This is a genomic window from Pseudomonas sp. PA-1-3F (assembly GCF_021609665.1).
Taxonomy (GTDB): Bacteria; Pseudomonadota; Gammaproteobacteria; order Pseudomonadales; family Pseudomonadaceae; genus Aquipseudomonas; species Aquipseudomonas paracarnis.
Genome location: NZ_WJZD01000008.1, coordinates 13,417 through 36,396, shown reverse-complemented (window position 1 = coordinate 36,396; position 22,980 = coordinate 13,417). Strand labels below are relative to the sequence as shown.

The 22,980-nt window shown below is 60.7% G+C and carries 21 protein-coding genes; 8 read left to right on the top strand and 13 right to left on the bottom strand.

Annotated features, from left to right (window positions below; genetic code table 11):
• Window positions 1-38: 38 nt before the first annotated feature.
• The gene (locus GIV26_RS07355; protein ID WP_057975200.1) at window positions 39-761 is read right to left on the bottom strand and encodes a response regulator transcription factor; all 723 of its coding nucleotides are present in this window, start codon (window positions 759-761) and stop codon (window positions 39-41) included.
• A gap of 409 nt (window positions 762-1,170) precedes the next feature.
• On the opposite strand from GIV26_RS07355, the gene GIV26_RS07350 reads away from it, so the two are divergent.
• Window positions 1,171-3,450 (top strand): CHASE2 domain-containing protein, encoded by a 2,280-nt coding sequence (locus GIV26_RS07350; protein ID WP_186527019.1) that lies wholly within the window; start codon window positions 1,171-1,173, stop codon window positions 3,448-3,450.
• Window positions 3,451-3,631: 181 nt separating this feature from the next.
• Here the strand turns inward: GIV26_RS07350 and GIV26_RS07345 are convergent, their stop codons facing one another.
• From GIV26_RS07345 to glyQ, 4 genes are all read right to left on the bottom strand, one after another.
• A complete protein-coding gene (locus GIV26_RS07345) occupies window positions 3,632-4,402 on the bottom strand; it encodes a lysophospholipid acyltransferase family protein (RefSeq protein ID WP_003187258.1) in 771 nt (256 codons plus the stop codon).
• 82 nt (window positions 4,403-4,484) lie between these two features.
• Window positions 4,485-5,027 carry a D-glycero-beta-D-manno-heptose 1,7-bisphosphate 7-phosphatase gene (gmhB, locus tag GIV26_RS07340; RefSeq protein WP_329610233.1) on the bottom strand — a complete coding sequence of 181 codons (543 nt, stop codon included), beginning with the start codon at window positions 5,025-5,027 and terminating at the stop codon, window positions 4,485-4,487.
• Window positions 5,024-7,078, bottom strand: a complete 2,055-nt coding sequence (glyS, locus tag GIV26_RS07335; protein WP_236279921.1) for a glycine--tRNA ligase subunit beta — start codon at window positions 7,076-7,078, stop codon at window positions 5,024-5,026. The genes gmhB and glyS overlap by 4 nt, the downstream gene beginning before the upstream one ends.
• The gene (gene glyQ / locus GIV26_RS07330) at window positions 7,075-8,028 is read right to left on the bottom strand and encodes a glycine--tRNA ligase subunit alpha (RefSeq protein ID WP_003187265.1); all 954 of its coding nucleotides are present in this window, start codon (window positions 8,026-8,028) and stop codon (window positions 7,075-7,077) included. The genes glyS and glyQ overlap by 4 nt, the downstream gene beginning before the upstream one ends.
• Before the next feature lie 81 nt (window positions 8,029-8,109).
• Between glyQ and GIV26_RS07325 the strand changes: the two genes are divergently transcribed.
• Both GIV26_RS07325 and GIV26_RS07320 read left to right on the top strand, forming a co-directional pair.
• Window positions 8,110-8,667 carry a DNA-3-methyladenine glycosylase I gene (locus GIV26_RS07325; protein WP_003187266.1) on the top strand — a complete coding sequence of 186 codons (558 nt, stop codon included), beginning with the start codon at window positions 8,110-8,112 and terminating at the stop codon, window positions 8,665-8,667.
• Between the two features lie 40 nt (window positions 8,668-8,707).
• Window positions 8,708-9,595 (top strand): lysophospholipid acyltransferase, encoded by an 888-nt coding sequence (locus GIV26_RS07320; protein ID WP_014716285.1) that lies wholly within the window; start codon window positions 8,708-8,710, stop codon window positions 9,593-9,595.
• A 131-nt stretch (window positions 9,596-9,726) separates the two neighbouring features.
• Here GIV26_RS07320 and GIV26_RS07315 read toward each other — a convergent pair whose 3' ends face one another.
• The 5 genes from GIV26_RS07315 to def form a co-directional block, all read right to left on the bottom strand.
• The gene (locus tag GIV26_RS07315; protein ID WP_044270209.1) at window positions 9,727-10,038 is read right to left on the bottom strand and encodes a tetratricopeptide repeat protein; all 312 of its coding nucleotides are present in this window, start codon (window positions 10,036-10,038) and stop codon (window positions 9,727-9,729) included.
• Window positions 10,039-10,173: 135 nt separating this feature from the next.
• Window positions 10,174-11,547 (bottom strand): Trk system potassium transporter TrkA, encoded by a 1,374-nt coding sequence (trkA, locus tag GIV26_RS07310; protein ID WP_014716287.1) that lies wholly within the window; start codon window positions 11,545-11,547, stop codon window positions 10,174-10,176.
• A gap of 22 nt (window positions 11,548-11,569) precedes the next feature.
• Window positions 11,570-12,880 carry a 16S rRNA (cytosine(967)-C(5))-methyltransferase RsmB gene (gene rsmB / locus GIV26_RS07305; protein WP_236279919.1) on the bottom strand — a complete coding sequence of 437 codons (1,311 nt, stop codon included), beginning with the start codon at window positions 12,878-12,880 and terminating at the stop codon, window positions 11,570-11,572.
• Entirely contained in the window at window positions 12,877-13,830 is a 954-nt protein-coding gene (gene fmt, locus GIV26_RS07300) for a methionyl-tRNA formyltransferase (RefSeq protein WP_034129194.1), read from the bottom strand. Before fmt ends, rsmB begins: the two co-directional genes overlap by 4 nt.
• 69 nt (window positions 13,831-13,899) lie before the next feature.
• The gene (def, locus tag GIV26_RS07295) at window positions 13,900-14,406 is read right to left on the bottom strand and encodes a peptide deformylase (protein WP_020301426.1); all 507 of its coding nucleotides are present in this window, start codon (window positions 14,404-14,406) and stop codon (window positions 13,900-13,902) included.
• 135 nt (window positions 14,407-14,541) lie between these two features.
• Here def and GIV26_RS07290 point away from each other — a divergent pair, with 135 nt between their 5' ends.
• The 3 genes from GIV26_RS07290 to GIV26_RS07280 all read left to right on the top strand — a co-directional run bounded on the left by GIV26_RS07290 (window position 14,542) and on the right by GIV26_RS07280 (window position 17,117).
• Entirely contained in the window at window positions 14,542-15,318 is a 777-nt protein-coding gene (locus GIV26_RS07290; RefSeq protein WP_236279917.1) for a peptidoglycan-binding protein, read from the top strand.
• Window positions 15,319-15,381: 63 nt separating this feature from the next.
• Window positions 15,382-16,485, top strand: coding sequence for a DNA-processing protein DprA (gene dprA / locus GIV26_RS07285; RefSeq protein WP_236279915.1), 1,104 nt, complete (start codon window positions 15,382-15,384; stop codon window positions 16,483-16,485).
• 74 nt (window positions 16,486-16,559) lie between these two features.
• Window positions 16,560-17,117 (top strand): L-threonylcarbamoyladenylate synthase, encoded by a 558-nt coding sequence (locus GIV26_RS07280; RefSeq protein ID WP_034129197.1) that lies wholly within the window; start codon window positions 16,560-16,562, stop codon window positions 17,115-17,117.
• A 109-nt stretch (window positions 17,118-17,226) separates the two neighbouring features.
• Here GIV26_RS07280 and GIV26_RS07275 read toward each other — a convergent pair whose 3' ends face one another.
• On the bottom strand, window positions 17,227-18,204 hold the full coding sequence (locus GIV26_RS07275; RefSeq protein WP_034129198.1) for a quinone oxidoreductase family protein: 978 nt from the start codon (window positions 18,202-18,204) through the stop codon (window positions 17,227-17,229).
• Window positions 18,205-18,382: 178 nt separating this feature from the next.
• Here GIV26_RS07275 and hemF point away from each other — a divergent pair, with 178 nt between their 5' ends.
• Together hemF and aroE are read left to right on the top strand one after the other, a co-directional pair.
• Window positions 18,383-19,315, top strand: a complete 933-nt coding sequence (hemF, locus tag GIV26_RS07270) for an oxygen-dependent coproporphyrinogen oxidase (protein WP_014716294.1) — start codon at window positions 18,383-18,385, stop codon at window positions 19,313-19,315.
• Window positions 19,315-20,133, top strand: a complete 819-nt coding sequence (aroE, locus tag GIV26_RS07265; protein WP_197900090.1) for a shikimate dehydrogenase — start codon at window positions 19,315-19,317, stop codon at window positions 20,131-20,133. Before hemF ends, aroE begins: the two co-directional genes overlap by 1 nt.
• 128 nt (window positions 20,134-20,261) lie before the next feature.
• Here aroE and GIV26_RS07260 read toward each other — a convergent pair whose 3' ends face one another.
• A complete protein-coding gene (locus tag GIV26_RS07260) occupies window positions 20,262-21,830 on the bottom strand; it encodes a SulP family inorganic anion transporter (protein WP_198862133.1) in 1,569 nt (522 codons plus the stop codon).
• Window positions 21,831-22,049: 219 nt separating this feature from the next.
• Window positions 22,050-22,964 carry a choline ABC transporter substrate-binding protein gene (choX, locus tag GIV26_RS07255; RefSeq protein WP_034129201.1) on the bottom strand — a complete coding sequence of 305 codons (915 nt, stop codon included), beginning with the start codon at window positions 22,962-22,964 and terminating at the stop codon, window positions 22,050-22,052.
• Between the last annotated feature and the right edge of the window lie 16 nt (window positions 22,965-22,980).

Genomic DNA, 22,980 nt, shown 5'->3' with positions numbered 1-22,980 from the left:
TCGAATTCTTAAATGCTCCACGTGGAACATCGGCGTACTCAATTTTGCGCGGCGGGTGTCACACTCTCCAACCGATACCCGTACCCATAGATCGTCAACAGCTGCCAACCGCGATCAGCTGTCAGCCCTAGCTTGTTACGCAGGCGGTAGATATGCGTGTCCAACGGCCGCGACGACACCATTTCTTCGTGGCTCCAGAACCGCTCATACAGGTACTCGCGAGACAACGGTCGGGCCAGGTTGGCAAATAGACAACTTGCCAAACGGTATTCTCGTTCTGTGAGGTTGATGGGTTTGCCCGCTCGGGTGACGGTCAGTTCGGCATCGTCGAACGTCAGATCGTTAAAGCTCTGCACTTCCTGGGTAGCCGACTTTTGCAAACCGTGGCGCCGCAGCACGGCGCTGACTCGGGCTTTGAGTTCGTTGGGCCGAAATGGCTTGCTGACATAATCATCCGCCCCGCTATTCAACGCCGTTACGATGTCACTCTCGGCATCGCGACTGGTGAGCATGATCACGGCAGGGGGCGATTCCATGTGCTCGCGAGTCCAGCGCAATAACGCGATCCCGGAGATGTCCGGCAGTTGCCAGTCAAGAATCAGCAGGTCAAAGGTTTCCCGGCGTAGCTGGCGCAGCAGGTCTTCACCACGTTCGAAAAAATGCAGAGACCAAGGCTGTTCAGCCGGGCCGGGAATCTGTCGCAGTGTCTGTTCCACCCGTCGCAACTCCGCGGGTTCGTCATCCAGTATTGCGACACGCATGGGTGGGGTCCTTCCTACAAAAAACGAGAGCTTGGATAGGGGCACATGCTGTACAAATGCCGGCCTCTGAATCTGAATAATTATGGGCGGATTTTACGGTGCTCGTATCTCTCGATACGCTGAAAGCGCCGTAAACGCCACCCACTACGTCCTCAAAGAAAGATACCGGCTCCAGTCGGTCAGGAAAAGGGTCGGTGCCGATCGCCTCGCTGGTGCGTAATGCCTGCTTGAATGTGCGGTATCGTTCATTGCGCGGCCGCGGGAACTCCTCCAATGAGACCCAAATAAGCTTCACTGGTTTCAGAACACCGTATGCACTTCATCGCAACCCCATGGAGAGGGATCCTGGGCTTATGAAATCTTTACTCAATGACCATCGACTCCTTGGCACCCTTTTGGCGGTAGCCCTGTGAACCTATGGCGCAAAGCCGAGAAACGCCAACCTACCCAGGCGCAGCTTTTGTTTCATGGGCTGGTTCGTGAATGGCTGTTGATCGGTTTGGTGCTCCTGCCCTTCACCGCGTACTTATCCTTGAGTGCGGGGCTGGCACTCAACAATCCGCTCTATGACAGCCTGCGCCGCCTGACGCCGTTACCGGCAGATCCACGGATCGTTCTGGTGACCATTGATACGCCCAGCCTGGAAGCACTAGGCCCGTGGCCCTGGCCGCGCAGCGTGCATGCCGAGCTGATTGAACGCCTGAACGCCGCACAGCCAGCGGGCATTTTGTTTGACGTGATCTTCAGTGAGCCCGGCGACAATAATGACGACCAACAACTGGCCGATGCCGTCTGCAAAGCCGGCAATGTATTGCTGCCCATCGCCGGGGACAGCAGCGTCAGCCCCAGGGCCCAGATAACGCCGTTGTCGCCACTCCTCAAGTGCGCCAAGGGCGTCGGGCACATCAACGTCGAAGCGGATAACGACGGAGTGGTGCGCAGCGTGTATCTACGTGAAGGCCCTCCGGGAAGCACACTTCCTCAGTTGGCGTGGCTGGCATTCGCCATGAGCGAGCACGCCGAGACGATGCCGGGCCTGCCGCAAGAGCCTACTGGAGGTCACTGGCACCAGGAACATGAAATCCGTGTGCCGCTCACTTCGGAACCAGACCATTTTCCCAGTGTGTCCTACGTCAGCGTATTGCGCGGCGAGGTACCTCCCGAGTCGCTGCGTGGTCGCCTGGTTCTGATCGGCGCCTCAGCCTATGGCATGGCCGATCGTTTCGTGACGCCGCTCTCTTCCACCGTAGGTACTACAGCGGGCGTTGAGATCCAGGCGGACGTACTGAATGGTTTATTGCAGGGCCGCAGCATCGTCGATTTGCCCGGCTGGCTGGCGGCGTTGCTGGCAACGTCCCTGGTGGCCCTGCTGTTGGGCCTTCTGCTTGTGCGCCCGCGCTACGCCCTGTGGATGACCTTGGCAGGCATGGCCGTGGCTTTGCTGGGCTCATGGGCCTTATTGCGCCTGGGCCACTGGTGGAGCCCGGCAGCGTGCCTGATCGGTTTGTTGCTGAGTTACCTGATCTGGAATTGGCGCCGTCTGAGCGTGATCCTCGCCTACTTTGGCTGGGAACTGGCACGCCTGGATAACGAGCCCAAGGTGCTTCCGGAACGTCGTCGCGCGCCCGCCAGTAAGGGCGATGTGCTGCAAGGGCGGATCTTTGCCCTTGAACAAGCCGTCAGCCGTACCCGCGATACGCGGCGCTTTATGGCTGATGGCTTGGAGTGCCTGCCGGTAGCGACCCTGATTACCGATCCCCAGGGCAGTATCCTGTTGGCCAACCGCGTGGCCCGTGAAGTATTCGGCAATGACCTGGTCGGCGAAAACCTCGTCGAACAGCTCGCCGATCTGGGTTATCCCCCGCTGCATAATGGTGTACGCCCTGCCCTCTCGGCGCTGGAGCTGGTCGAGTTTCGCGATATCCACCAACGCAGTTTGCGCATGGAACTGGCCCCTTTGCTGCCTGCCGAAGGGGATTTCGCCCTCGGCTGGTTGTTGAGCCTGACGGACCTGAGCAAGGAGCGTGAAGCCCAGCAGCATCGCGAGACGATGCTGCGTTTCCTTTCCCACGACCTGCGTGCGCCACATTCAGCGATCCTCGCCCTGCTGGACGTGCACAACGGGGAGTCCCCGGTGTTTACTCAGATCGAACAGCAGGTACGGCGAGCCTTGAGTCTGACCGAATCCTTTGTGCAATTGGCCAAGGCTGAAGCGGACGGTTACCAGTTCCAGCCCACCCTGTTTGCCATGCTGGTGATGGACGCCTTTGATCAAGTGGCGGTGATTGCTCAGTTGAAGGGCATCCATTTGCTCCATGACCTGGATGAGGCGGATGAAGCCATGGTCTATGCCGACCAATCGCTGCTCACCCGGGCATTGTTCAATGTGCTGGAGAATGCGATCAAATACTCCCCATCTGGCACCACCGTCAGGTTAAGGCATGGCAGTGCGCAAGGCTGGTTGGAATGCGGGATAAGTGATCAGGGGCCGGGGATTGCGCCGAAGGATCTACCGGAGTTGTTCAACCAATACCGACGTTTCGATTCGGCCCAGGGCAGTGAAGGTCTTGGGTTGGGCCTGACTATGGTCAAGGCGGTAGTAGAACGGCATGGAGGGCGGATCGTGTGCGAAAGTGAGCTAGGCAAGGGCTCGACGTTTATCCTGCTGCTGCCGCTATTGGAGGACTGAAAAAGCGGCTTTTTTGCTGTGCATAAAAAACCGGTCACAAGGACCGGTTTTTTTATGAAGAAAAAACTTATGCACGTTTTTCTGAATTTTATGAGCTTCAGAAATATGTAAGTAAATCAGCTTGTTATGAAGCAAAAAAGCCAATTCGCCAACAAAGCGTACACAGGTTATCCACAGATGCTCAAACGGCCGGCGTCTCCACCACCACCGGTTCCGGAGGCAGGGAGCCCATGGCCCGTTGCTGCGCCTCATTCCACGCCGCAGCGCGGTCGTTCAGGGCGGCGATGGCACGTGGTCCTTCGCCTTCTGCATACATCGGTTCGCCGATCACTACGGTGATAGTCCCTGGGCGTTTAGCCCAGCCAGTCTTGGGCCAGAACTTGCCAGCGTTATGCGCAATCGGCAGCACAGGCAGGTTGGCGTTGACCGCCAGGGCGGTACCACCGCGTGAGAACTTGCCCACTGTGCCGTAGGGGACCCGCGTGCCCTCAGGGAAGATCAGCACCCAGACGCCGTCCTTGAGCAACTCATCGCCCTTCTTGGCGACATGCTTGAGCGCAGCCTTGGGGTTGTCCCGGTCGATGGCGATCGGACGCAACATGGCCATGGCCCAGCCGAAGAATGGCACATACAGCAACTCGCGCTTGAGCACCTGGCTCAACGGCGAGAAATACGCAGAGAGGAAGAACGTCTCCCAAGTGCTCTGGTGGTTCGAGAGAATCACGCACGGCTGATCAGGAACGTTTTCAGCGCCCTTGACCTCGAAACGAATATTCAGGAACACCTTGCTCAGCCACAAAGCGCAGCGGCACCAGTAGACATTGATAAAGCGATAGCGCGCCTTGAAGGGCAGGAAGGGTGCAATAAAAAAGCTCAGGGTGCACCAGAGAAACGAACTGGTGCCCAGCAGCAGGTAAAAGAAAAAGGTTCTGATGGCCTGCAAGATCGACATGGCGGCATTTACCGTTGCGGGACACGGCCCGCCTGTTAAAAGCGCACTCCCGAACAGTCCTTGGTCAGGAAGTCGAGGGCGGCTAGTTGTTGATAAGTTCTGCGGCAACGGCCGCCAGATCGTCAAAAATCAAGGTGCCTACCGGCAGGTTTTTAGCCTGGGTCTTTTCGCCTTTTCCGGTTTTAACCAAAACTGGCTGAGAGTCGACGGCTTTGGCCGCCTCCAGGTCACCGAGGCTGTCCCCGACGAACCATATCCCAGCCAAGGGCACCTTGTAATGTTCCGCAATAATTTTCAACATGCCAGGCTTGGGCTTGCGGCAATCGCAGCCTTCGTCCGGCCCGTGGGGGCAGTAGACCACCATCCCCACCTCACCGCCCTGTTCGGCCACTAACGTGCGCAACCGCGCGTGCATGGCGTCCAGGGTGGCGATGTCGTAGTAACCGCGGGCGATGCCGGACTGATTGGTGGCGATGGCCACTGTCCAGCCGGCTTTGCTCAACTGCGCGATGGCCTCGATCGAACCAGGCAGCGGGATCCACTCCTCCACCGACTTGATGTAAGCGTCGGAGTCATAGTTGATCACCCCGTCCCGATCGAGAATCAGCAGTTTCAACATGGTCAGCCCAGTACGGAAATGTCGGCGATATTGATGAACAGGCCACGCAGACGCGCGAGCATGGCGTAACGGTTTTTCCGCACGCCGGCATCGTCGGCATTGATCATCACCGCTTCGAAGAACGCATCCACCGGCTCACGCAACGACGCCAGGCGCGCCAGCGCTTGCGCGTAGTCACGCTCGGCGATCAGCGGCTTCACAGCGTTCTCGGCCTTGGCGATGGCCGAGTTCAGCGAGAACTCCTTGGCATCGGCAAACAGGCTTGGATCAACGTCGGCACTGCCGAGGTTATCGGCCTTGCTCAGCAGGTTCGACACGCGCTTGTTCACGGCGGCCAGGGCATCGGCTTCCGGCAGCTTGCGGAACGCTTGCACGGCTTGTACACGCTGGTCGAAGTCCAGTGCCGAACCCGGTTGCAGGGCACGTACCGACAGGTAGACGGAAACGTCCACGCCTTCGTCTTCGTAACGCGCACGCAGGCGGTCGAACACGAACTCCAGCACTTGCTCGGCCAGGCCGGCTTGCTTGACCTTGGTGCCGAACTGGCCGACGGCGAATACCACGGCCTGGGTCAGGTCGAGGTCCAGCTTCTTGTCGATCAGGATACGCAGCACGCCCAATGCCGCACGGCGCAGGGCATACGGGTCTTTGCTGCCGGTGGGCAGCATGCCGATACCGAAGATACCCACCAGCGTATCGAGCTTGTCGGCAATCGCCACAGCCGCACCCGTCAGGGTGGTCGGCAGTTCTGCACCGGCACCGCGTGGCATGTACTGCTCGTTCAGGGCCAGGGCGACATCGTCCGGCTCGCCGTCGTTGAGGGCGTAGTAGTAACCGGCAACACCTTGCATCTCAGGGAACTCGCCGACCATTTCGGTGGCCAGGTCGCACTTGGACAGCAAGCCGGCACGCGCAGCCCATGCGGCATCACCGCCAATACGTGGGGCAATGTAGGCCGCCAGCTTGGACACACGCACGGCCTTGTCGTAGACGCTGCCGAGTTTTTCCTGGAACACCACGTTTTGCAGGCGCAGGTTGAAGTCTTCCAGCTTCTGCTTCTTGTCTTGCTTGAAGAAGAACTCGGCGTCGGTCAGGCGCGGGCGCACGACTTTTTCGTTACCGGCGATGATCTGCTGCGGGTCTTTGCTTTCGATGTTGGCGACGGTGATAAAACGCGGCAACAACTTACCGTCCACATCCAGCAGGCAGAAGTATTTCTGGTTGTCCTGCATGGTGGTGATCAAGGCTTCTTGCGGCACATCGAGGAAACGCTCTTCGAACGAGCACACCAGCGGCACCGGCCATTCCACCAGGGCGGTCACTTCGTCCAGCAGGCTTGGCGGCACGATGGCGGTGCCTTCCTGCAGGCGGGCCAATTCTTCGGTGCGCTTGCTGATCAGCTCGCGACGCTCATTGGCGTCGGCCAGCACATAAGCAGCGCGCAGGTCGTTGAGGTAGTTGGCCGGCGAAGTGATACGCACGCTTTCTGGATGATGGAAGCGGTGACCACGGGACTCACGACCGGCCTTCTGGGCGAGGATGGTGCAATCGATGACCTGGTCACCGAGCAGCATCACCAGCCATTGGGTCGGACGCACGAACTCTTCCTTGCGCGCACCCCAGCGCATGCGCTTGGGGATAGGCAGGTCGTTCAGGGAGTCTTCAACGATGGTCGGCAACAGGCTGGCGGTTGGCTTGCCGGTGATGACCTGGCTGAAACGCAGTTTCGGGCCACTTTGGTCGATCTCGCTCAGCTCTACGCCACACTTCTTGGCAAAGCCAAGGGCGGCCTGGGTCGGGTTGCCGTCGGCATCGAAAGCTGCCTGACGCGGTGGGCCGTCCAGGTTGATGTTGCGGTCCGGCTGCTGGGTTTCCAGCGCGGTCAGCAGCACAGCCAGACGGCGCGGCGCGGCGTAGACTTTTTTGGCTTCAAACTTCAGGCCGGCAGTCTGCAGGCCTTTTTCGATACCGGCCAGGAACGCATCGGCCAGGGTATTGAGTGCCTTGGGTGGCAGCTCTTCGGTGCCCAGTTCAACCAGAAAATCTTGAGCACTCATTGTGCAGCCTCCAGCTTAGCCAACACTTCATCACGCAGGTCCGGGGTGGCCATCGGGAAGCCCAGCTTGGCGCGAGCCAGCAGGTAGGCTTGAGCGACGGAACGCGCCAGAGTGCGTACACGCAGGATGTATTGCTGGCGTGCGGTTACCGAGATGGCACGGCGCGCGTCCAGCAGGTTGAAGGTATGGGACGCCTTCAACACCATTTCATAGCTTGGCAACGGCAGCGGCTGGTCGAGTTCGATCAGGCGCTTGGCTTCGCTTTCATAGAAGTCGAACAGTTCGAACAGCTTGTCGACGTTGGCGTGTTCGAAGTTGTAGGTGGACTGCTCCACCTCGTTCTGATGGAACACATCGCCGTAGGTCACCTTGCCGAACGGGCCGTCAGCCCATACCAGGTCGTAGACCGAGTCCACGCCTTGCAGGTACATGGCCAGGCGCTCAAGGCCATAGGTGATCTCGCCTGTGACCGGGTAGCACTCGATGCCGCCGGCTTGCTGGAAATAGGTGAACTGCGTCACTTCCATGCCATTGAGCCAGACTTCCCAGCCCAGGCCCCAGGCGCCCAGGGTTGGCGATTCCCAGTTGTCTTCGACGAAACGAATGTCGTGCACCAGTGGGTCCAGGCCCACATGCTTGAGCGAGCCCAGGTACAGCTCCTGGAAGTTGTCCGGGTTGGGCTTCAATACCACCTGGAACTGGTAGTAGTGCTGCAGACGGTTCGGGTTTTCGCCGTAGCGGCCGTCAGTCGGGCGGCGACTGGGCTGCACATAAGCGGCGTTCCAGGTTTCCGGGCCGATGGCCCGCAGGAATGTAGCGGTGTGGAAAGTGCCGGCGCCTACTTCCATATCGTAGGGCTGAAGTACCACACAACCTTGCTCGGCCCAGTATTGCTGGAGGGCGAGGATCAAGTCTTGGAAGGTACGCACGGCTGGCGTAGGCTGGCTCACGAAATTCACCTGTTACTTGGGCTGCGATTTAAAGAGCGGGAGTATACCCGATTCGGCCCCGCCACCACTCCCTGGAGCCTTATGCCACGCTGCTTTTGGTGTTCTGAAGATCCGCTGTACATGGCTTATCACGATCAAGAGTGGGGAACGCCGCTGCGCGATGCGCAGGGTTTGTTCGAGTTGCTTTTGCTCGAAGGGTTCCAGGCAGGCCTGTCCTGGATCACCGTTTTACGCAAACGCGAGCATTATCGAAAGGTGTTGTTCGGCTTTGACGCGCAGCGTCTGGCGCAATTGAGCGATGAAGAAATCGAGGTGCTGATGCAGGACCCGGGCATCGTGCGCAATCGCTTGAAGCTCAACGCTACCCGGCGCAACGCCGCGGCCTGGCTGGCTCTGGAAGACCCGGTGGGGTTGCTGTGGTCGTTTGTCGGCGGCAAACCCAAGGTCAATCACTTCAAGGATCGCAGCGACGTCCCGGCGATCACGCCCGAAGCCGAAGCCATGAGCAAAGCCTTGAAAAAGGCCGGCTTCACTTTCGTCGGGCCGACCATCTGCTACGCCTTCATGCAGGCCTCGGGCATGGTCATGGACCACACCCAGGACTGCGACCGTTACGCGGACTTGGTCAACGCCGGTTAGAATGCCGGCTTTGCGCACCACACACGATCAGGAGTGACCTGTGGAAAAGTTTAAAGGCGCCTTGCTGGTAGGCGCTCTTCGGTTGTTTGCCCTGCTGCCCTGGCGCGCTGTACAAGCCGTCGGCACAGGGATCGGCTGGATCATGTGGAAAACCCCCAACCGTTCCCGCGATACGGTGCGGATCAACCTCTCCAAATGCTTCCCGGACATGGACCCGGCAGAGCGCGAGCGCCTGGTGGGCCGCAGCCTGATGGACATCGGCAAGTCCCTCACCGAAAGCGCCTGCGCGTGGATCTGGCCGGCGCAGCGCTCCATCGACCTGGTCCGCGAAGTCGAGGGCCTGGAAGTGCTGCACGAGGCCCTGGCTTCTGGCAAAGGCGTGGTGGGCATCACCAGCCACCTGGGCAACTGGGAAGTGTTGAACCACTTCTACTGCAGCCAGTGCAAACCGATCATTTTCTATCGCCCGCCCAAGCTCAAGGCCGTGGACGAGTTGCTGCGCAAGCAGCGCGTGCAGTTGGGCAACCGCGTGGCGGCTTCCACCAAGGAAGGCATTCTCAGTGTGATCAAGGAAGTGCGCAAAGGCGGCCAGGTGGGTATTCCTGCCGACCCGGAGCCGGCTGAGTCCGCCGGGATCTTCGTACCGTTTTTTGCCACCCAGGCGCTCACCAGTAAATTCGTGCCGAACATGCTCGCGGGCCACAAGGCCGTTGGCGTATTCCTGCACGCCCTGCGCCTGCCGGACGGCTCGGGCTACAAGGTGATCCTGGAAGCGGCGCCGGAGGACATGTACAGCACCGACACCGCGACGTCCTGTGCGGCGATGAGCAAGGTAGTTGAGCGCTATGTAGGTGCTTACCCAAGCCAGTACATGTGGAGCATGAAGCGCTTCAAGAAACGCCCGCCGGGTGAGGCGCGGTGGTACTGACTCACCGCTGACCTCCAGCCCAATGGAGATCAAATGTGGGAGCTGGCTTGCCTGCGATAGCATCACCTCGGAGTGCCTGATATACCGAGGTGTCTGCATCGCAGGCAAGCCAGCTCCCACAGGTGATCACCTCAGGTTTGGCGATCAAGTTTCTTCAGGAACACCGTCATTTCTTTTTCGGCCTGTTTGTCGCCATGGGCCTGGGCGGCTTCGATGCCCTTCTCCCATGCCAGGTGTGCTGCCGCGCGATCTTCCAATCCCAGCCGCGCCTTGCCCAACAACTTCCACGCCGCCGAATACTTCGGATCGAACTCGACGCATCGCTGCAAATGCTCGGCCGCCTTTGCGTTGTCCTTCAGGTCCAGATAACCCTTGCCCAGGCCAAAGCGCAGCAATGAATTATCCACACCCTTGGCGAGCATTTTTTCCAGGGATTCGAGCATGGCTGTGCATCCTTTAGCTACATAGCGGTTTCGATATCGTCATCGCGGGCAAGCCCGCTCCCACACTTGGAGCGCGATCATATGTGGGAGCGGGCTTGCCCGCGATGGCGGCGGCAGGCTCACACAATTTTTTAATCAGAAAAAACTCAGCCCCACGTGGAACAGCTTCTCAACATCGCGAATATGTTTTTTATCCACAAGGAACAAAATCACGTGGTCTCCGGTGGCGATCACCGTATCGTCATGGGCAATGATCACTTCTTCATCGCGAATGATCGCGCCAATGGTGGTACCAGGCGGCAGGCCGATATCGCGGATCGCCTTGCCAATCACTTTGCTGGACTTGGAGTCACCGTGGGCAATCGCCTCGATGGCTTCCGCTGCGCCACGGCGCAACGAGTGCACGCTGACAATGTCGCCACGGCGCACGTGGGCGAGCAAGGTACCGATGGTCGCCAACTGCGGGCTGATGGCAATGTCGATATCGCCGCCCTGGATCAGGTCCACATAGGCCGGGTTGTTGATGATGGTCATCACCTTCTTCGCCCCCAGCCGCTTGGCCAGCAAGGACGACATGATATTGGCTTCGTCATCGTTGGTCAGGGCCAGGAAGATATCCGCGTCGGCGATGTTCTCTTCCATCAGGAGATCACGGTCCGAGGCGCTGCCTTGCAGTACGACAGTGCTGTCGAGGGTGTCGGACAAATGCCGACACCGCGTCGGGCTCATCTCGATGATCTTCACCTGATAGCGGCTTTCGATGGCTTCGGCCAAACGCTCGCCAATCTGCCCACCGCCGGCGATGACGATGCGTTTGTAGCTCTCGTCGAGCCTGCGCATTTCGCTCATGACCGCGCGAATATTCGCCTTGGCAGCGATGAAAAACACTTCGTCGTCTGCTTCGATCACCGTGTCGCCCTGGGGCAGGATCGGCCGGTCACGCCGGAAAATCGCGGCGACGCGGGTTTCCACGTTTGGCATGTGCTCACGCAGCTGGCGCAGTTGCTGGCCCACCAACGGCCCGCCGTAATAGGCCTTCACTGCCACCAGTTGCGCTTTGCCTTCGGCGAAGTCGATGACTTGCAACGCACCTGGAATTTCGATCAGGCGCTTGATGTAGTGGGTCACCACCTGTTCCGGGCTGATCAGTACGTCCACCGGAATGGCGTCGTTGTCGAACAACCCGGCGCGGGTCAGGTAAGCCGCTTCCCGCACCCGAGCGATCTTGGTCGGGGTATGGAACAGGGTGTGGGCGACCTGGCAGGCGACCATGTTGGTCTCGTCGCTGTTGGTCACAGCCACCAGCATGTCGGCATCGTCGGCACCGGCCTGACGCAGCACCGTCGGAAACGACGCGCGACCTTGCACCGTACGAATGTCCAGGCGGTCGCCCAGGTTGCGCAGGCGCTCGGCATCGGTGTCGACCACGGTGATGTCGTTGGCTTCACCGGCCAAATGTTCGGCCAGCGTGCCACCAACCTGCCCTGCTCCAAGGATGATGATTTTCATCCGGTCACTCCCTTAAAACCATTCAGCCGCGCGCGGCAGCGATCTTGATCAGTTTGGCGTAGTAGAAGCCATCGTGCCCGCCTTCCTGCGCGAGCAGTTGGCGACCGTGGGGCTGCTTGATACCGGCGCTAGTGGCGAGGTCCAGTTCGCGCGCGCCGCTGGTGCGGGCGAGGAAAGCTTGGATGACCTCGGTATTTTCGGTGGGCAGCGTGGAGCAGGTGGCGTAAAGCAGGATGCCGCCGACTTCCAGGGTTGGCCACAGCGCGTCGAGCAGTTCGCCTTGCAACACCGCCAGGGCGGCGATGTCGTCGGGCTGGCGGGTCAGCTTGATGTCCGGATGACGTCGGATCACGCCGGTGGCGGAGCAAGGAGCGTCCAGCAGGATGCGCTGGAATGGCTTGCCGTCCCACCAGGTGGCGGTGTCGCGGCCGTCGGCGGCGATCAGGTCGGCGTTGAGGCCCAGGCGTGCAAGGTTTTCCCGCACGCGCACCAGGCGCTTGGCCTCAAGGTCCACAGCCACCACACCGGCCAGGTCTTTTTCAACCTCAAGGATGTGACACGTCTTACCGCCTGGCGCGCAGCAGGCGTCGAGTACGCGCTGGCCTGGGGCCAAATCGAGCAGATCGGCAGCCAATTGCGCGGCCTCGTCCTGCACGCTGATCCAGCCTTCGGCAAAGCCCGGCAGGCTGCGTACATCGGCGGCGACTTCCAGCACGATACCGTCCGTGCTGTACACGCACGGGGTGGCGTTGATGGCCGCGCCGACTAGTAATTGCAGGTATGCATCCCGGCTGTGGTGGCGACGGTTGACCCGCAGGATCATCGGCGGGTGTGCGTTGTTGGCCGCGCAGATAGCCTCCCATTGCTCGGGCCAAAAGGCCTTCAGGGATTTTTGCAGCCAGCGCGGGTGGGCGGTGCGCACCACCGGATCATGTTCCAGCTCGGCCAACAGCGTTTCGCCTTCACGCTGGGCGCGGCGCAGCACGGCATTGAGCAGGGCCTTGGCCCAGGGCTTTTTCAGCTTGTCGGCGCAACCGACGGTTTCACCGATAGCGGCGTGGGCCGGCACGCGGGTGTAGAGCAACTGGTAGAGGCCCACCAGCAACAGCGCCTCGACATCCGCGTCCGCCGCTTTGAACGGTTTTTGCAGCAGCTTGGCGGCCAACGCAGACAACCGTGGCTGCCAACGGGCGGTGCCAAAGGCCAGGTCCTGGGTAAACCCGCGGTCGCGGTCTTCAACCTTATCCAACTGCGTCGGCAGAGAACTGTTGAGCGAAGCCTTGCCATTGAGCACAGCGGCGAGAGCCTTGGCGGCGGCCAGACGTGGGTTCATTGAGTGACCACTCCAAGCGTGGTGCCCAGGGCGAATTTCTCACGACGACTGTTGAACAAATCGCTGAAGTTCAGCGCCTTGCCGCCGGGCAATTGCAGACGCGTCAGGCACAGCGCCTGTTCACCGCAAGCCACCAACAGGCCGTCTTTGCTGGCGCCGATGATCTCACCGGGAGCGCCTACGCCATCGGCCAGGGTCGCGGCCAACACTTTCAAGGCTTCGCCGTTCAGGGTGCTGTGGCAGATCGGCCATGGGTTGAAGGCACGTACCAGGCGCTCCAGCTCCACGGCTGGGCGGCTCCAGTCAATGCGCGCTTCGTCCTTGTTCAGCTTGTGGGCGTAGGTGGCCAGGCTGTCGTCTTGGATTTCACCTTGCAGGGTGCCGGCAGCCAGGCCAGCGATGGCCTGGATCACGGCGGGCGGCCCCAGCTCAGCCAGGCGGTCGTGCAGACTGCCGCCGGTGTCTTGGGCGGAGATCGGGGTGGTGACTTTGAGCAGCATCGGCCCGGTATCCAGGCCGGCTTCCATGCGCATCACGGTCACGCCGCTCTCCTGATCGCCCGCTTCAACGGCGCGCTGAATCGGCGCCGCACCACGCCAGCGTGGCAGCAGTGAAGCATGACTGTTGATGCAACCCAGGCGCGGTATATCCAGCACAGCCTGAGGCAGGATCAAACCGTAAGCCACCACCACCAGCAGGTCGGGCTTCAGCGCGGCCAGTTCGGCCTGGGCGTCGGCGTTACGCAGGGTCGGCGGCTGCAGCACAGGAATGTTGTGCTCCAGCGCCAACTGCTTGACCGGACTCGGCATCAGTTTTTGCCCGCGACCGGCCGGGCGATCCGGCTGGGTGTACACCGCGACGATGTCATAAGGGCTGGCAAGCAGCGCCTTGAGGTGTTCGGCGGCAAATTCAGGAGTGCCGGCAAAAACAATGCGCAATGGCTCGGTCATGGGAGTTCTCGGTTAAAAACAGTCACAAAAGAAAAAGGCTTGCCGCAGCAAGCCTTTGGAAGAAGGGCATCAGGCTTGCTGGCGATGCTTTTTTTCCAGCTTCTTCTTGATGCGGTCACGCTTGAGCGTGGACAGGTAATCGACAAACAGCTTGCCGTTGAGGTGGTCGCATTCATGCTGGATACACACCGCCAGCAGGCCTTCGGCAACCAGTTCGAAAGGCTTGCCGTCACGGTCCAGCGCCTTGATCTTCACGCGCAGCGGGCGTTCCACATTCTCGTAGAACTCCGGCACCGACAGGCAGCCTTCCTGGTATTCGCCCATCTCTTCGGTCAGCGGTTCGAACTCAGGGTTGATGTACACCCGAGGTTCGCTGCGATCTTCCGACAGGTCCATGACCACGACACGCAGATGCACGTTGACCTGGGTAGCGGCGAGGCCGATGCCCGGGGCTTCATACATTGTTTCAAACATGTCATCGACCAACTGACGAACCTTGTCGTCCACTACGGCCACCGGCTTGGCGATCGTGCGCAGGCGCGAGTCGGGAAATTCGAGGATGTTCAAAATAGCCATAAGCGTAATTGCTGCACATGTGAGGAAGAGACAAATCGGCGGTGGGATGGACCCATACGGCCGGTGTGAAACGCTCGGAAGCCGCGAAGGCCATGGCATTTCACGCGAACGCACATAATAAAGGAGATTCACCCCATGAGGAAATCGCTACTCGTCTTGCTGCTGTGGGCCCCGTTCGCCACGGCGTTGATTGCGCAACCCACTGAGCGCCTGGATCAGGCAGCGCAACAGGCCATCCAGCATTTTTTACTGCACAACCGTATTTTTGACTCGCCCGAGGACCTGGATAACGCGCCTTATATTATTGCGGCGCAAGGCGGGCGCGTGCTGGGTGCCAACGACGAGCGTGTGCATGCGCGCGGGCGTCTGGACCCGGCCCAGCCGAGCTACGGGATCTTTCGGCGAGGCAAGGCCTACACCGACCCCGTTACCCAGGAGTTACTCGGCATCAATGCCGACGACATCGGCACTGCGCGCTTTGTGCTTGCCGACAGCCTCACCACCCTCGCAGTGCAACGGGTGACCCAGGAAATCCGCCCAGGCGACCGCTTGTTGCGCGCCGAGCCTCCCGTTGCTTTGGCGAACCTGGGGCCGTGCAAACCTGCACCCTTGATTACAGGGCGTATCATCGACATCCCCAAGGGCGTCACGCAGATTGGCGTGCTCGACGCTGTGACCCTGAACAAGGGCCGCCGCGATGGCCTGGTGGAGGGCCAACTGCTGACGGTGATCAAGGCTGGCGCCACCGTGCGAGACGCCCTCACCGGCACGCCCACGCCACTCCCGGATGAGCGAGCCGGCACCCTTCTGGTGTTTCGTACCTATGAAAAGCTCAGCTATGCCCTGGTGCTCAGTGCTTCACGGTCGCTAGCCGTGCAAGACCGTTTCGAGACGGCTGATCAAGCGCAATAAATAGCCTGCTAAATAAGTTACCAACAGAGTTATCCACAGCTTGTTCCGGTCAAGGATGATCATATGAATCCGATAAACAGTAGCGATATTTCCCCGGCAGAGCTGGAAGCCCGGCTACGCTTGCACAGGCTGCCAGAACTGGGGCCCAAGCGTTTTCACGTATTGATCGAAGCCTTTGGTTGCGCTTCCAAGGCCCTGAGTGCTCCCGCCAGCGCCTGGCATTCCCTCGGTTTGCCCGCCGTCAGTGCCGAGGCCCGACGTAGCCCCAAAGTCCGTGACGGTGCCAGTGAAGCGTTGGCCTGGCTGGGGCGCCCGGCCCAGCATTTGCTGATGTGGGACCAACCTGATTACCCGGCGTTGCTCGCGCAGATCGACGATGCGCCGCCGTTGTTATTCGTGGCGGGCGACCCCGGTATTCTGGAAAAACCACAGTTGGCCATGGTGGGAAGTCGGCGTGCCTCTCGCCCGGGCATGGACACGGCAGCGGCCTTTTCCCGTAGCCTGGCGAGCGCCGGTTTTGTCATCACCAGTGGGCTGGCGGTGGGCATTGACGGCGCGGCGCACCAGGCGGCATTGGACGTAGGCGGCCATACCATAGGCGTGCTCGGCACGGGCCTGGAAAATTTTTATCCACAGCGCCATCGCAGGCTCGCCGCCGCGATGATTGCCCAAGGCAGCGCCGTGGTTTCCGAGTTTCCGCTGGATGCAGCGCCCCAGGCCGGTAATTTCCCAAGGCGCAACCGGATTATCAGCGGGCTGTCGTTAGGCGTGCTGGTGGTGGAGGCCAGTATGGCCAGCGGCTCGCTGATCACCGCACGCCTGGCGGCGGAGCAAGGGCGCGAGGTGTACGCGATTCCGGGTTCCATCCACCACCCCGCCGCCAAGGGCTGTCATCAACTGATCCGTGATGGCGCGGTGCTTGTGGAAACCATCGAGCACATTCTTGAAAGCCTGCGCGGTTGGCAGCGGTTGTCCCATGCTGCGCCGGTGCCCGTGATCCATCCGCTGGTAGCGCTGCTGCATGCGGCACCGCATACCAGCGAAGCCTTGGCGATTGCCAGCGGTCGGCCGTTGTCCCAAGTACTGGCCACCCTGACGGAACTGGAGTTGGAGGGCCAGGTGATTTGCGAAAGCGGGCGCTGGCTGGCGCGGTGCCCGCTTTTGTAGTGGCCCGTTTTTGGCGCTAGGTTTTGTAACGAAGATCGGTAAACTGCCCAGAGCTTTAGTCCGGAGAGTAAACAATGGTCAACAGGTGGCGTGTGCTGGAAGCCGCACGGGAAATTCGCGCAGGCGCAGTGATCGCCTATCCGACCGAAGCGGTTTGGGGCCTGGGCTGCGACCCGTGGAACGAAGAAGCAGTGGATCGACTGTTGGCGATCAAGAACCGCTCGGTCGACAAAGGCCTGATCCTGGTGGCGGATAATATTCGTCAGTTCGACTTTCTGTTTGAAGATTTCCCGCAAACGTGGATCGAACGCATGGCCAGCACTTGGCCAGGGCCGAATACCTGGCTGGTGCCCCATCAAGACTTGCTGCCTGAATGGGTCACGGGTGTGCATGACACCGTAGCGCTGCGGGTCAGTGATCATCCGTTGGTGAGAGATTTGTGCGCCCAGGTCGGCCCGTTGATTTCCACCTCGGCCAACCCTCAGGGCCGCCCGGCGGCCCGCACGCGGCTTCGCGTAGAGCAGTATTTTCGCGGGCAAGTGGACTTGGTGTTGGGCGGCGCCCTGGGTGGGCGCAAGAACCCGAGCCTGATTCGGGACCTGGTGACGGGTGATGTGGTGCGCCCCTCGTAAGGTGAAGCTCGTTCCCACGCTCTGCGTGGGAACGCCGCATTGGACGCTCTGCGTCCGCTTGTGACGCAGAGCGTCACGGTATGCATTCCCATGCAGAGCGTGAACGATCTTAAGGCAGCAGGATGGTTGAGCCAGTCGTGCGCCGTGCCGACAACTCCGTCTGCGCTTTGGCCGCCTCCGCCAGCGGGTAGCGCTGGTTGATATCAATGCGCACCTTGCCGCTCTTGATCATCGAAAACAGATCGTCCGCCATCGCCTGCAAGTTTGCCGCACTGTTGGCGTAGGTCGCCAAAGTCGGCCGGGTGACGTACAGCGAACCCTTCGCCGACAGAATCCCCAGGTTCACCCCATCCACCGCACCCGACGCGTTGCCGAAGCTCACCACCAAACCCCGCGGAGCCACGCTGTCCAGTGAGGTCAGCCAGGTGTCCTTGCCGACGCCGTCGTACACCACCGGGCACTTCTTGCCGTCAGTCAATTCCAGTACGCGTTGTGCGACATCTTCCTTGCTGTAGTCGATGGTTTCCCAAGCGCCTAGCGATTTGGCCAGGGCGGCTTTTTCCGGGGAGCTGACCGTGCCGATCAACTTCACCCCCAGGGCCTTGGCCCATTGGCAGGCCAGGGAACCCACGCCACCCGCAGCGGCGTGGAACAAAATGGTTTCACCGCCTTTGAGCTCATAGGTCTGGCGCAACAGGTATTGCACGGTCAGGCCTTTGAGCATGGCACCGGCGGCCTGTTCGAAGCTGATCTCATCCGGCAGGTGCACCAGGTTGGCCGCAGGCAACACATGCAGCTCGCTGTAGGCACCCAGCGGGCCGCTGCCGTAGGCCACGCGGTCGCCAACTTTGAATTGGCTGACTTCACTGCCCACCGCGTCCACCACGCCAGCGCCTTCCGCACCCAGGCCCGATGGCAGCGCGGGCGGCGCGTAGAGGCCACTGCGGAAGTAGGTGTCGATGAAGTTCAGGCCGATGGCCTCGTTGCGCACCCGAACCTGCTGTGGGCCAGGCTCCGCTGGCGTGTAGTCCACATATTCAAGTACTTCGGGGCCGCCATGGGCGCTGAACTGGATACGTTTGGCCATCTGCACTTCTCCTTGGGTTCGAATCTGCGTAGCCCCCTATCGGACTCCTAAGCTTGATCCTCGTCAACTGCTGTGCACCTAAGTGCAGTGGCATCTAGGCGCAGTGGTATCCTGTGCGCCCATTTGCCGCCGACGCCCCATGGGCCTCGCGTAGCTTTGCCCGATTCAAGGTGATGCCATGACTACCCGCACCGAGGCCGTTAAAGCCTACCTGCTTGACCTGCAAGACCGCATTTGCAGCGCCCTGGAAACCTTCGAGACGGACACTCGCTTTATCGAAGACGCCTGGACCCGGCCAGCCGGCGGTGGCGGTCGTACCCGTGTGATGGAAAACGGTTCGGTGATCGAAAAAGGCGGTGTCAACTTTTCCCACGTGTTTGGCAGCGGTCTGCCACCGTCTGCCAGTGCCCATCGCCCTGAACTGGCGGGCCGTGGGTTTGAGGCCCTGGGTGTGTCGCTGGTGATCCATCCGCATAACCCGCATGTACCGACTTCCCACGCCAATGTGCGGTTTTTCATCGCTGAAAAGGAAGGTGAAGAACCGGTGTGGTGGTTCGGTGGTGGCTTCGATCTCACCCCGTATTACGGCAATGAAGAAGACTGCATTCACTGGCACCGCGTGGCCGAGCAGGCCTGTGCACCGTTTGGCCCGGACGTGTACTCACGCTACAAGGCCTGGTGTGACACCTACTTCCACATCAAACACCGCAACGAGCCCCGTGGCATCGGTGGTCTGTTCTTCGATGACTTGAACGAGTGGGGCTTTGACACCTGCTTCGCCTTCATCCGCGCCATCGGCGATGCCTACATCGATGCCTACCTGCCGATTGTGCAGCGTCGCAAGGCCATGGCGTACACCGAGCAACAACGCCAGTTCCAGGAGTTCCGCCGGGGCCGCTACGTTGAGTTCAACCTGGTCTATGACCGTGGCACCCTGTTCGGCCTGCAATCGGGTGGGCGTACGGAGTCGATCCTGATGTCGCTGCCACCTCAGGTACGCTGGAGCTACGACTGGAAGGCCGAAGCCGGCAGCGAAGAGGCGCGCCTCACCGACTACTTCCTGCAAGACCGTGACTGGCTCGGCGTTGCCGCGCCCAAGGCGGCGGTGTGATGGACCGTTATGTTGTGTTCGGCAACCCCATCGGCCATAGCAAGTCGCCGCTGATTCATCGTCTGTTCGCCGCCCAGACCGACGAGCAACTGGACTACAGCACGAAGCTCGCGCCGTTGGAGGACTTCACCGCCTGTGCCCGTGAGTTTTTCCAACAGGGCCGTGGCGCCAACGTGACCGTGCCGTTCAAGGAAGAGGCCTATCGCCTCGCCAATACCCTGACCGAACGTGCCCAGCGCGCCGGCGCCGTGAACACCTTGAGCAAACTGGCTGACGGTACATTGTTGGGCGACAACACCGACGGCGCGGGCCTGGTGCGCGACTTGACGGTCAATGCCGGGCTGAGCCTGCTAGGCAAACGCATCCTGTTGTTGGGCGCCGGTGGCGCGGTGCGCGGTGCGCTGGAGCCGTTGCTGGCGCAGCAACCCTCGTCGTTGATCATCGCCAACCGCACCGTGGAAAAGGCCGAGCGACTGGCTGAGCTGTTCGATGACCTGGGCCCGGTGTCTGCCAGTGGTTTCGACTGGTTGCGTGAGCCGGTGGACGTGATCATCAATGCCACGTCGGCCAGCCTGTCAGGTGATGTACCGCCGATTGCCGGCAGCCTGATCGAGCCGGGCAAGACCTTCTGCTACGACATGATGTACGCCAAGGAACCCACCGCATTCTGCCGCTGGGCGAGCGAGCAAGGCGCGGCGGTGGCGATGGATGGCCTGGGCATGCTGGTGGAGCAAGCGGCGGAAGCCTTCTTGCTGTGGCGCGGTGTGCGTCCGGATTCGGCGCCCGTACTGGCCGAACTGCGCCGGCAATTGGCCTGATCCCACACGCTGATGTGGGCACACTTAATGTGGGAGCTGGCTTGCCTGCGATAGCAATAGGTCAGTTACCCATGTGCTCGCTGATCCACCGCTATCGCAGGCAAGCCAGCTCCCACAGTTGATCGGGTTTAATCTTCGAAATGGAGGGGGCAGTTATCCGGGCCCTCCAGCTTCATCAGTTCCTCGACCACCTGCGGCCTGGCCCCACGCAACGTCAAGCTACGGCCCAACCCCGCCAACCGCCGCGCCTCCTGGTGCAGCATCTCCACCCCGGAATAGTCGATAAAGTTGATCTGCTGCGCCTCGATCACCACCCGCTCACCCTGCAGACGTTGCAGGCGCACTTGCAGGTAATGGCTGGCGCCAAAGAAGATCGAGCCGCCCACCCGCAACACATCCGCTTCACCGTCGCGCCAGTGTTGCACCCGTGGCTGCGAGGTGCGCTTGAGGTAGAAAAACAGCGACGCCAGTACCCCGGCATAGATCGCCGTTTGCAGCTCCAACAACAAGGTGGCGACACAGGTCAGGCTCATCACCACAAATTCGGCGCGGCTGACCCGGAACAGCGCACGAATGCCGCGGTGGTCCACCAGGCCCCAGCAGATCAGCAGGATACTCGCCGCCATGCTCGGGATCGGAATATGCGCAATCAACGCTGCGCCAAATAACGCGAATAGCGCCACCCACAGGGCCGAAAACACACCCGCCAATGGCGAACAGGCACCCGCCTCATAACTGAGGCCCGAGCGGGTGAACGATCCGGCTGACAGGTAGCCGGAAAAAAATCCGCCCACGATGTTGGATAAACCCTGGGCGCGTACTTCCTGGTTGGCGTCGAGCAGTTGTTGCGAGCGGGCGGACAGCGAACGGGCAATCGACAGGCTGGTTACCAACCCCAGCATTCCCACCGCCACGGCACTGGGCAGCAGGCGCAGCACCAGATCCAGATCCATTGGCAACGGGCTGAACGGCGGTAGTTTGCCAATAAACGAACTGACCCGTGCCACATGCCCGAACATCGCCGGCCACAGCCATGCCGCCACGCTGCCCGACACCAAGGCGATCAACAGTGTCGGCCAGCGTGGCACCAGGTACTTGAGCAGCATACCTGTCAGCAACGTACCCAGCCCCAGGGCCAGGGACGCGTGGTCCCACTCGCCACGATGGTCGATCAACGCCAGCAGGCCATTGATAGCCGTGGCCTGGCTCGGTAAATCCAAGCCGAGCAGGTTGGGCAGTTGCCCCAAGGCGATCACTACGGCGGCACCCAGGGTGAAACCCAGCACCACCGAATGGGAGACAAAGTTCACCAACGCGCCGAAGCGCAGCAGGCCGAGCAACCACTGGAATACCCCGGCGAGGAAGGTCAGCAACAGGATGAGGGTGATGTAGTCCTGGGAGCCTGGCACGGCCAGTGGGCTGATGCTGGCGTAAAGCACGATGGAGATGGCGGCCGTGGGCCCGCAGATCAGGTGCCAGGACGAGCCCCAGAGGCAGGCGATCAATACCGGGATGATGGCTGCGTAGAGCCCATATTCGGGTGGGAGACCGGCGATCAGTGCGTAGGCAATCGACTGCGGCAGCGCAAGCACCGCGCCGCTGAGGCCGACGATGGCATCCCGGCCGACGCTGGCGCGGGTTTGGCGCGGCAGCCAGCGCAGGAAGGGCAAAAGTGTATGGCGGTTGGGCCGGGGCATCGCAGGCTCGGGTAAAGGGTTTTGGCAAGAGTATCAATGCATGGGTACTTGTGGGAGCTGGCTTGCCTGCGATGCTGGCGCCTCGGTGTGACAGGCATACCGGGGTGATGCTATCGCAGGCAAGCCAGCTCCCACAGGGTCGCCGGCAAGCGTCAGAGGGATCGTTCCCACGCTCTGCGTGGGAATGCTGCTCGGGACGCTCTGCGTCCGATTTTAACGTCAGAGTTTGGCTTTTACCGCTGGCAACGCCTCCTGGCCATCCAGGGTTTTCACGCCCTCCAACCATTGGTCCAACACTGCCGGGTTGGCCTTGATCCACGCCTTCGCCGCCTGCGCATTGCTGACCTTGTTGTTGGCCACGTCAGCCATGATGCTGTTCTCCATGGCCTGGGTAAAACTCAGGTTGGTCAGCAGTTTGCCGACATTGGGGCACGCTTGTGCGTAACCCTTGCGAGTCAAGGTATAGACGCTGCCGGTGGCACCAAAGTACTGCTCGCCGCCCTTGAGGTAGCGCATTTTCAGTTGCACATTCATCGGGTGCGGGGTCCAGCCGAGAAAGGTGATAAAACGCTGTTTTTTCACCGCTCGCGAGACCTCTGCGAGCATCGCCTGTTCGCTGGACTCGATCAGCTTCCACTGCCCAAGGTCGAAATCATTCTTCTTGATGATCTCCTGCAGCGAGATATTGGCTGGCGCGCCGGAGCCAATGCCGTAGATCTTCTTGTCGAACTTGTCGGCAAATTTATTCAGGTCGGCAAAGTCATGCACCCCGGCGTCCCACACATAGTCCGGCACGGCGAGGGTGAACTCGGTGCCCTCCAGGTTCTTCGCCAGTTGCACCACATCGCCGTTGGCCACGAACTTGTCGTAGAAGCCTTGCTGCGCCGGCATCCAGTTGCCGAGGAAGACATCCACCTGGCCGTCCTTGAGCCCGCCGAAGGTAATCGGCACCGCCAAGGTGTCGACCTTGGGTTGATAGCCCATGCCCGTCAGCAAGAAACTGGTGATAGCGTTGGTGGCGGCAATATCGCTCCAGCCTGGGTCGGCCATCTTTACCGTTTCGCAGCGCGTGTCTGCGTACACCTGGGCGCTGCTGAGCATCACCAAACTCAGTACCACGTTCAACTTTTGCATGGCCTTCCCTCTGTCT

Bases quoted from the DNA above. Each gene is read 5' to 3' on its own strand.
- rsmB (WP_236279919.1), bottom strand. From the start codon at position 12,880: ATGAACCCACGTCTGGCCGCCGCCAAGGCTCTCGCCGCTGTGCTCAAT.
- GIV26_RS07345 (WP_003187258.1), bottom strand. From the start codon at position 4,402: ATGTCGATCTTGCAGGCCATCAGAACCTTTTTCTTTTACCTGCTGCTG.
- GIV26_RS07315 (WP_044270209.1), bottom strand. From the start codon at position 10,038: ATGCTCGAATCCCTGGAAAAAATGCTCGCCAAGGGTGTGGATAATTCA.
- trkA (WP_014716287.1), bottom strand. From the start codon at position 11,547: ATGAAAATCATCATCCTTGGAGCAGGGCAGGTTGGTGGCACGCTGGCC.
- GIV26_RS07260 (WP_198862133.1), bottom strand. From the start codon at position 21,830: ATGCCCCGGCCCAACCGCCATACACTTTTGCCCTTCCTGCGCTGGCTG.
- choX (WP_034129201.1), bottom strand. From the start codon at position 22,964: ATGCAAAAGTTGAACGTGGTACTGAGTTTGGTGATGCTCAGCAGCGCC.
- GIV26_RS07275 (WP_034129198.1), bottom strand. From the start codon at position 18,204: ATGGCCAAACGTATCCAGTTCAGCGCCCATGGCGGCCCCGAAGTACTT.
- GIV26_RS07280 (WP_034129197.1), top strand. From the start codon at position 16,560: ATGGTCAACAGGTGGCGTGTGCTGGAAGCCGCACGGGAAATTCGCGCA.
- GIV26_RS07355 (WP_057975200.1), bottom strand. From the start codon at position 761: ATGCGTGTCGCAATACTGGATGACGAACCCGCGGAGTTGCGACGGGTG.
- GIV26_RS07290 (WP_236279917.1), top strand. From the start codon at position 14,542: ATGAGGAAATCGCTACTCGTCTTGCTGCTGTGGGCCCCGTTCGCCACG.
- fmt (WP_034129194.1), bottom strand. From the start codon at position 13,830: ATGACCGAGCCATTGCGCATTGTTTTTGCCGGCACTCCTGAATTTGCC.
- dprA (WP_236279915.1), top strand. From the start codon at position 15,382: ATGAATCCGATAAACAGTAGCGATATTTCCCCGGCAGAGCTGGAAGCC.
- hemF (WP_014716294.1), top strand. From the start codon at position 18,383: ATGACTACCCGCACCGAGGCCGTTAAAGCCTACCTGCTTGACCTGCAA.
- glyS (WP_236279921.1), bottom strand. From the start codon at position 7,078: ATGAGTGCTCAAGATTTTCTGGTTGAACTGGGCACCGAAGAGCTGCCA.
- GIV26_RS07325 (WP_003187266.1), top strand. From the start codon at position 8,110: ATGCCACGCTGCTTTTGGTGTTCTGAAGATCCGCTGTACATGGCTTAT.
- def (WP_020301426.1), bottom strand. From the start codon at position 14,406: ATGGCTATTTTGAACATCCTCGAATTTCCCGACTCGCGCCTGCGCACG.
- aroE (WP_197900090.1), top strand. From the start codon at position 19,315: ATGGACCGTTATGTTGTGTTCGGCAACCCCATCGGCCATAGCAAGTCG.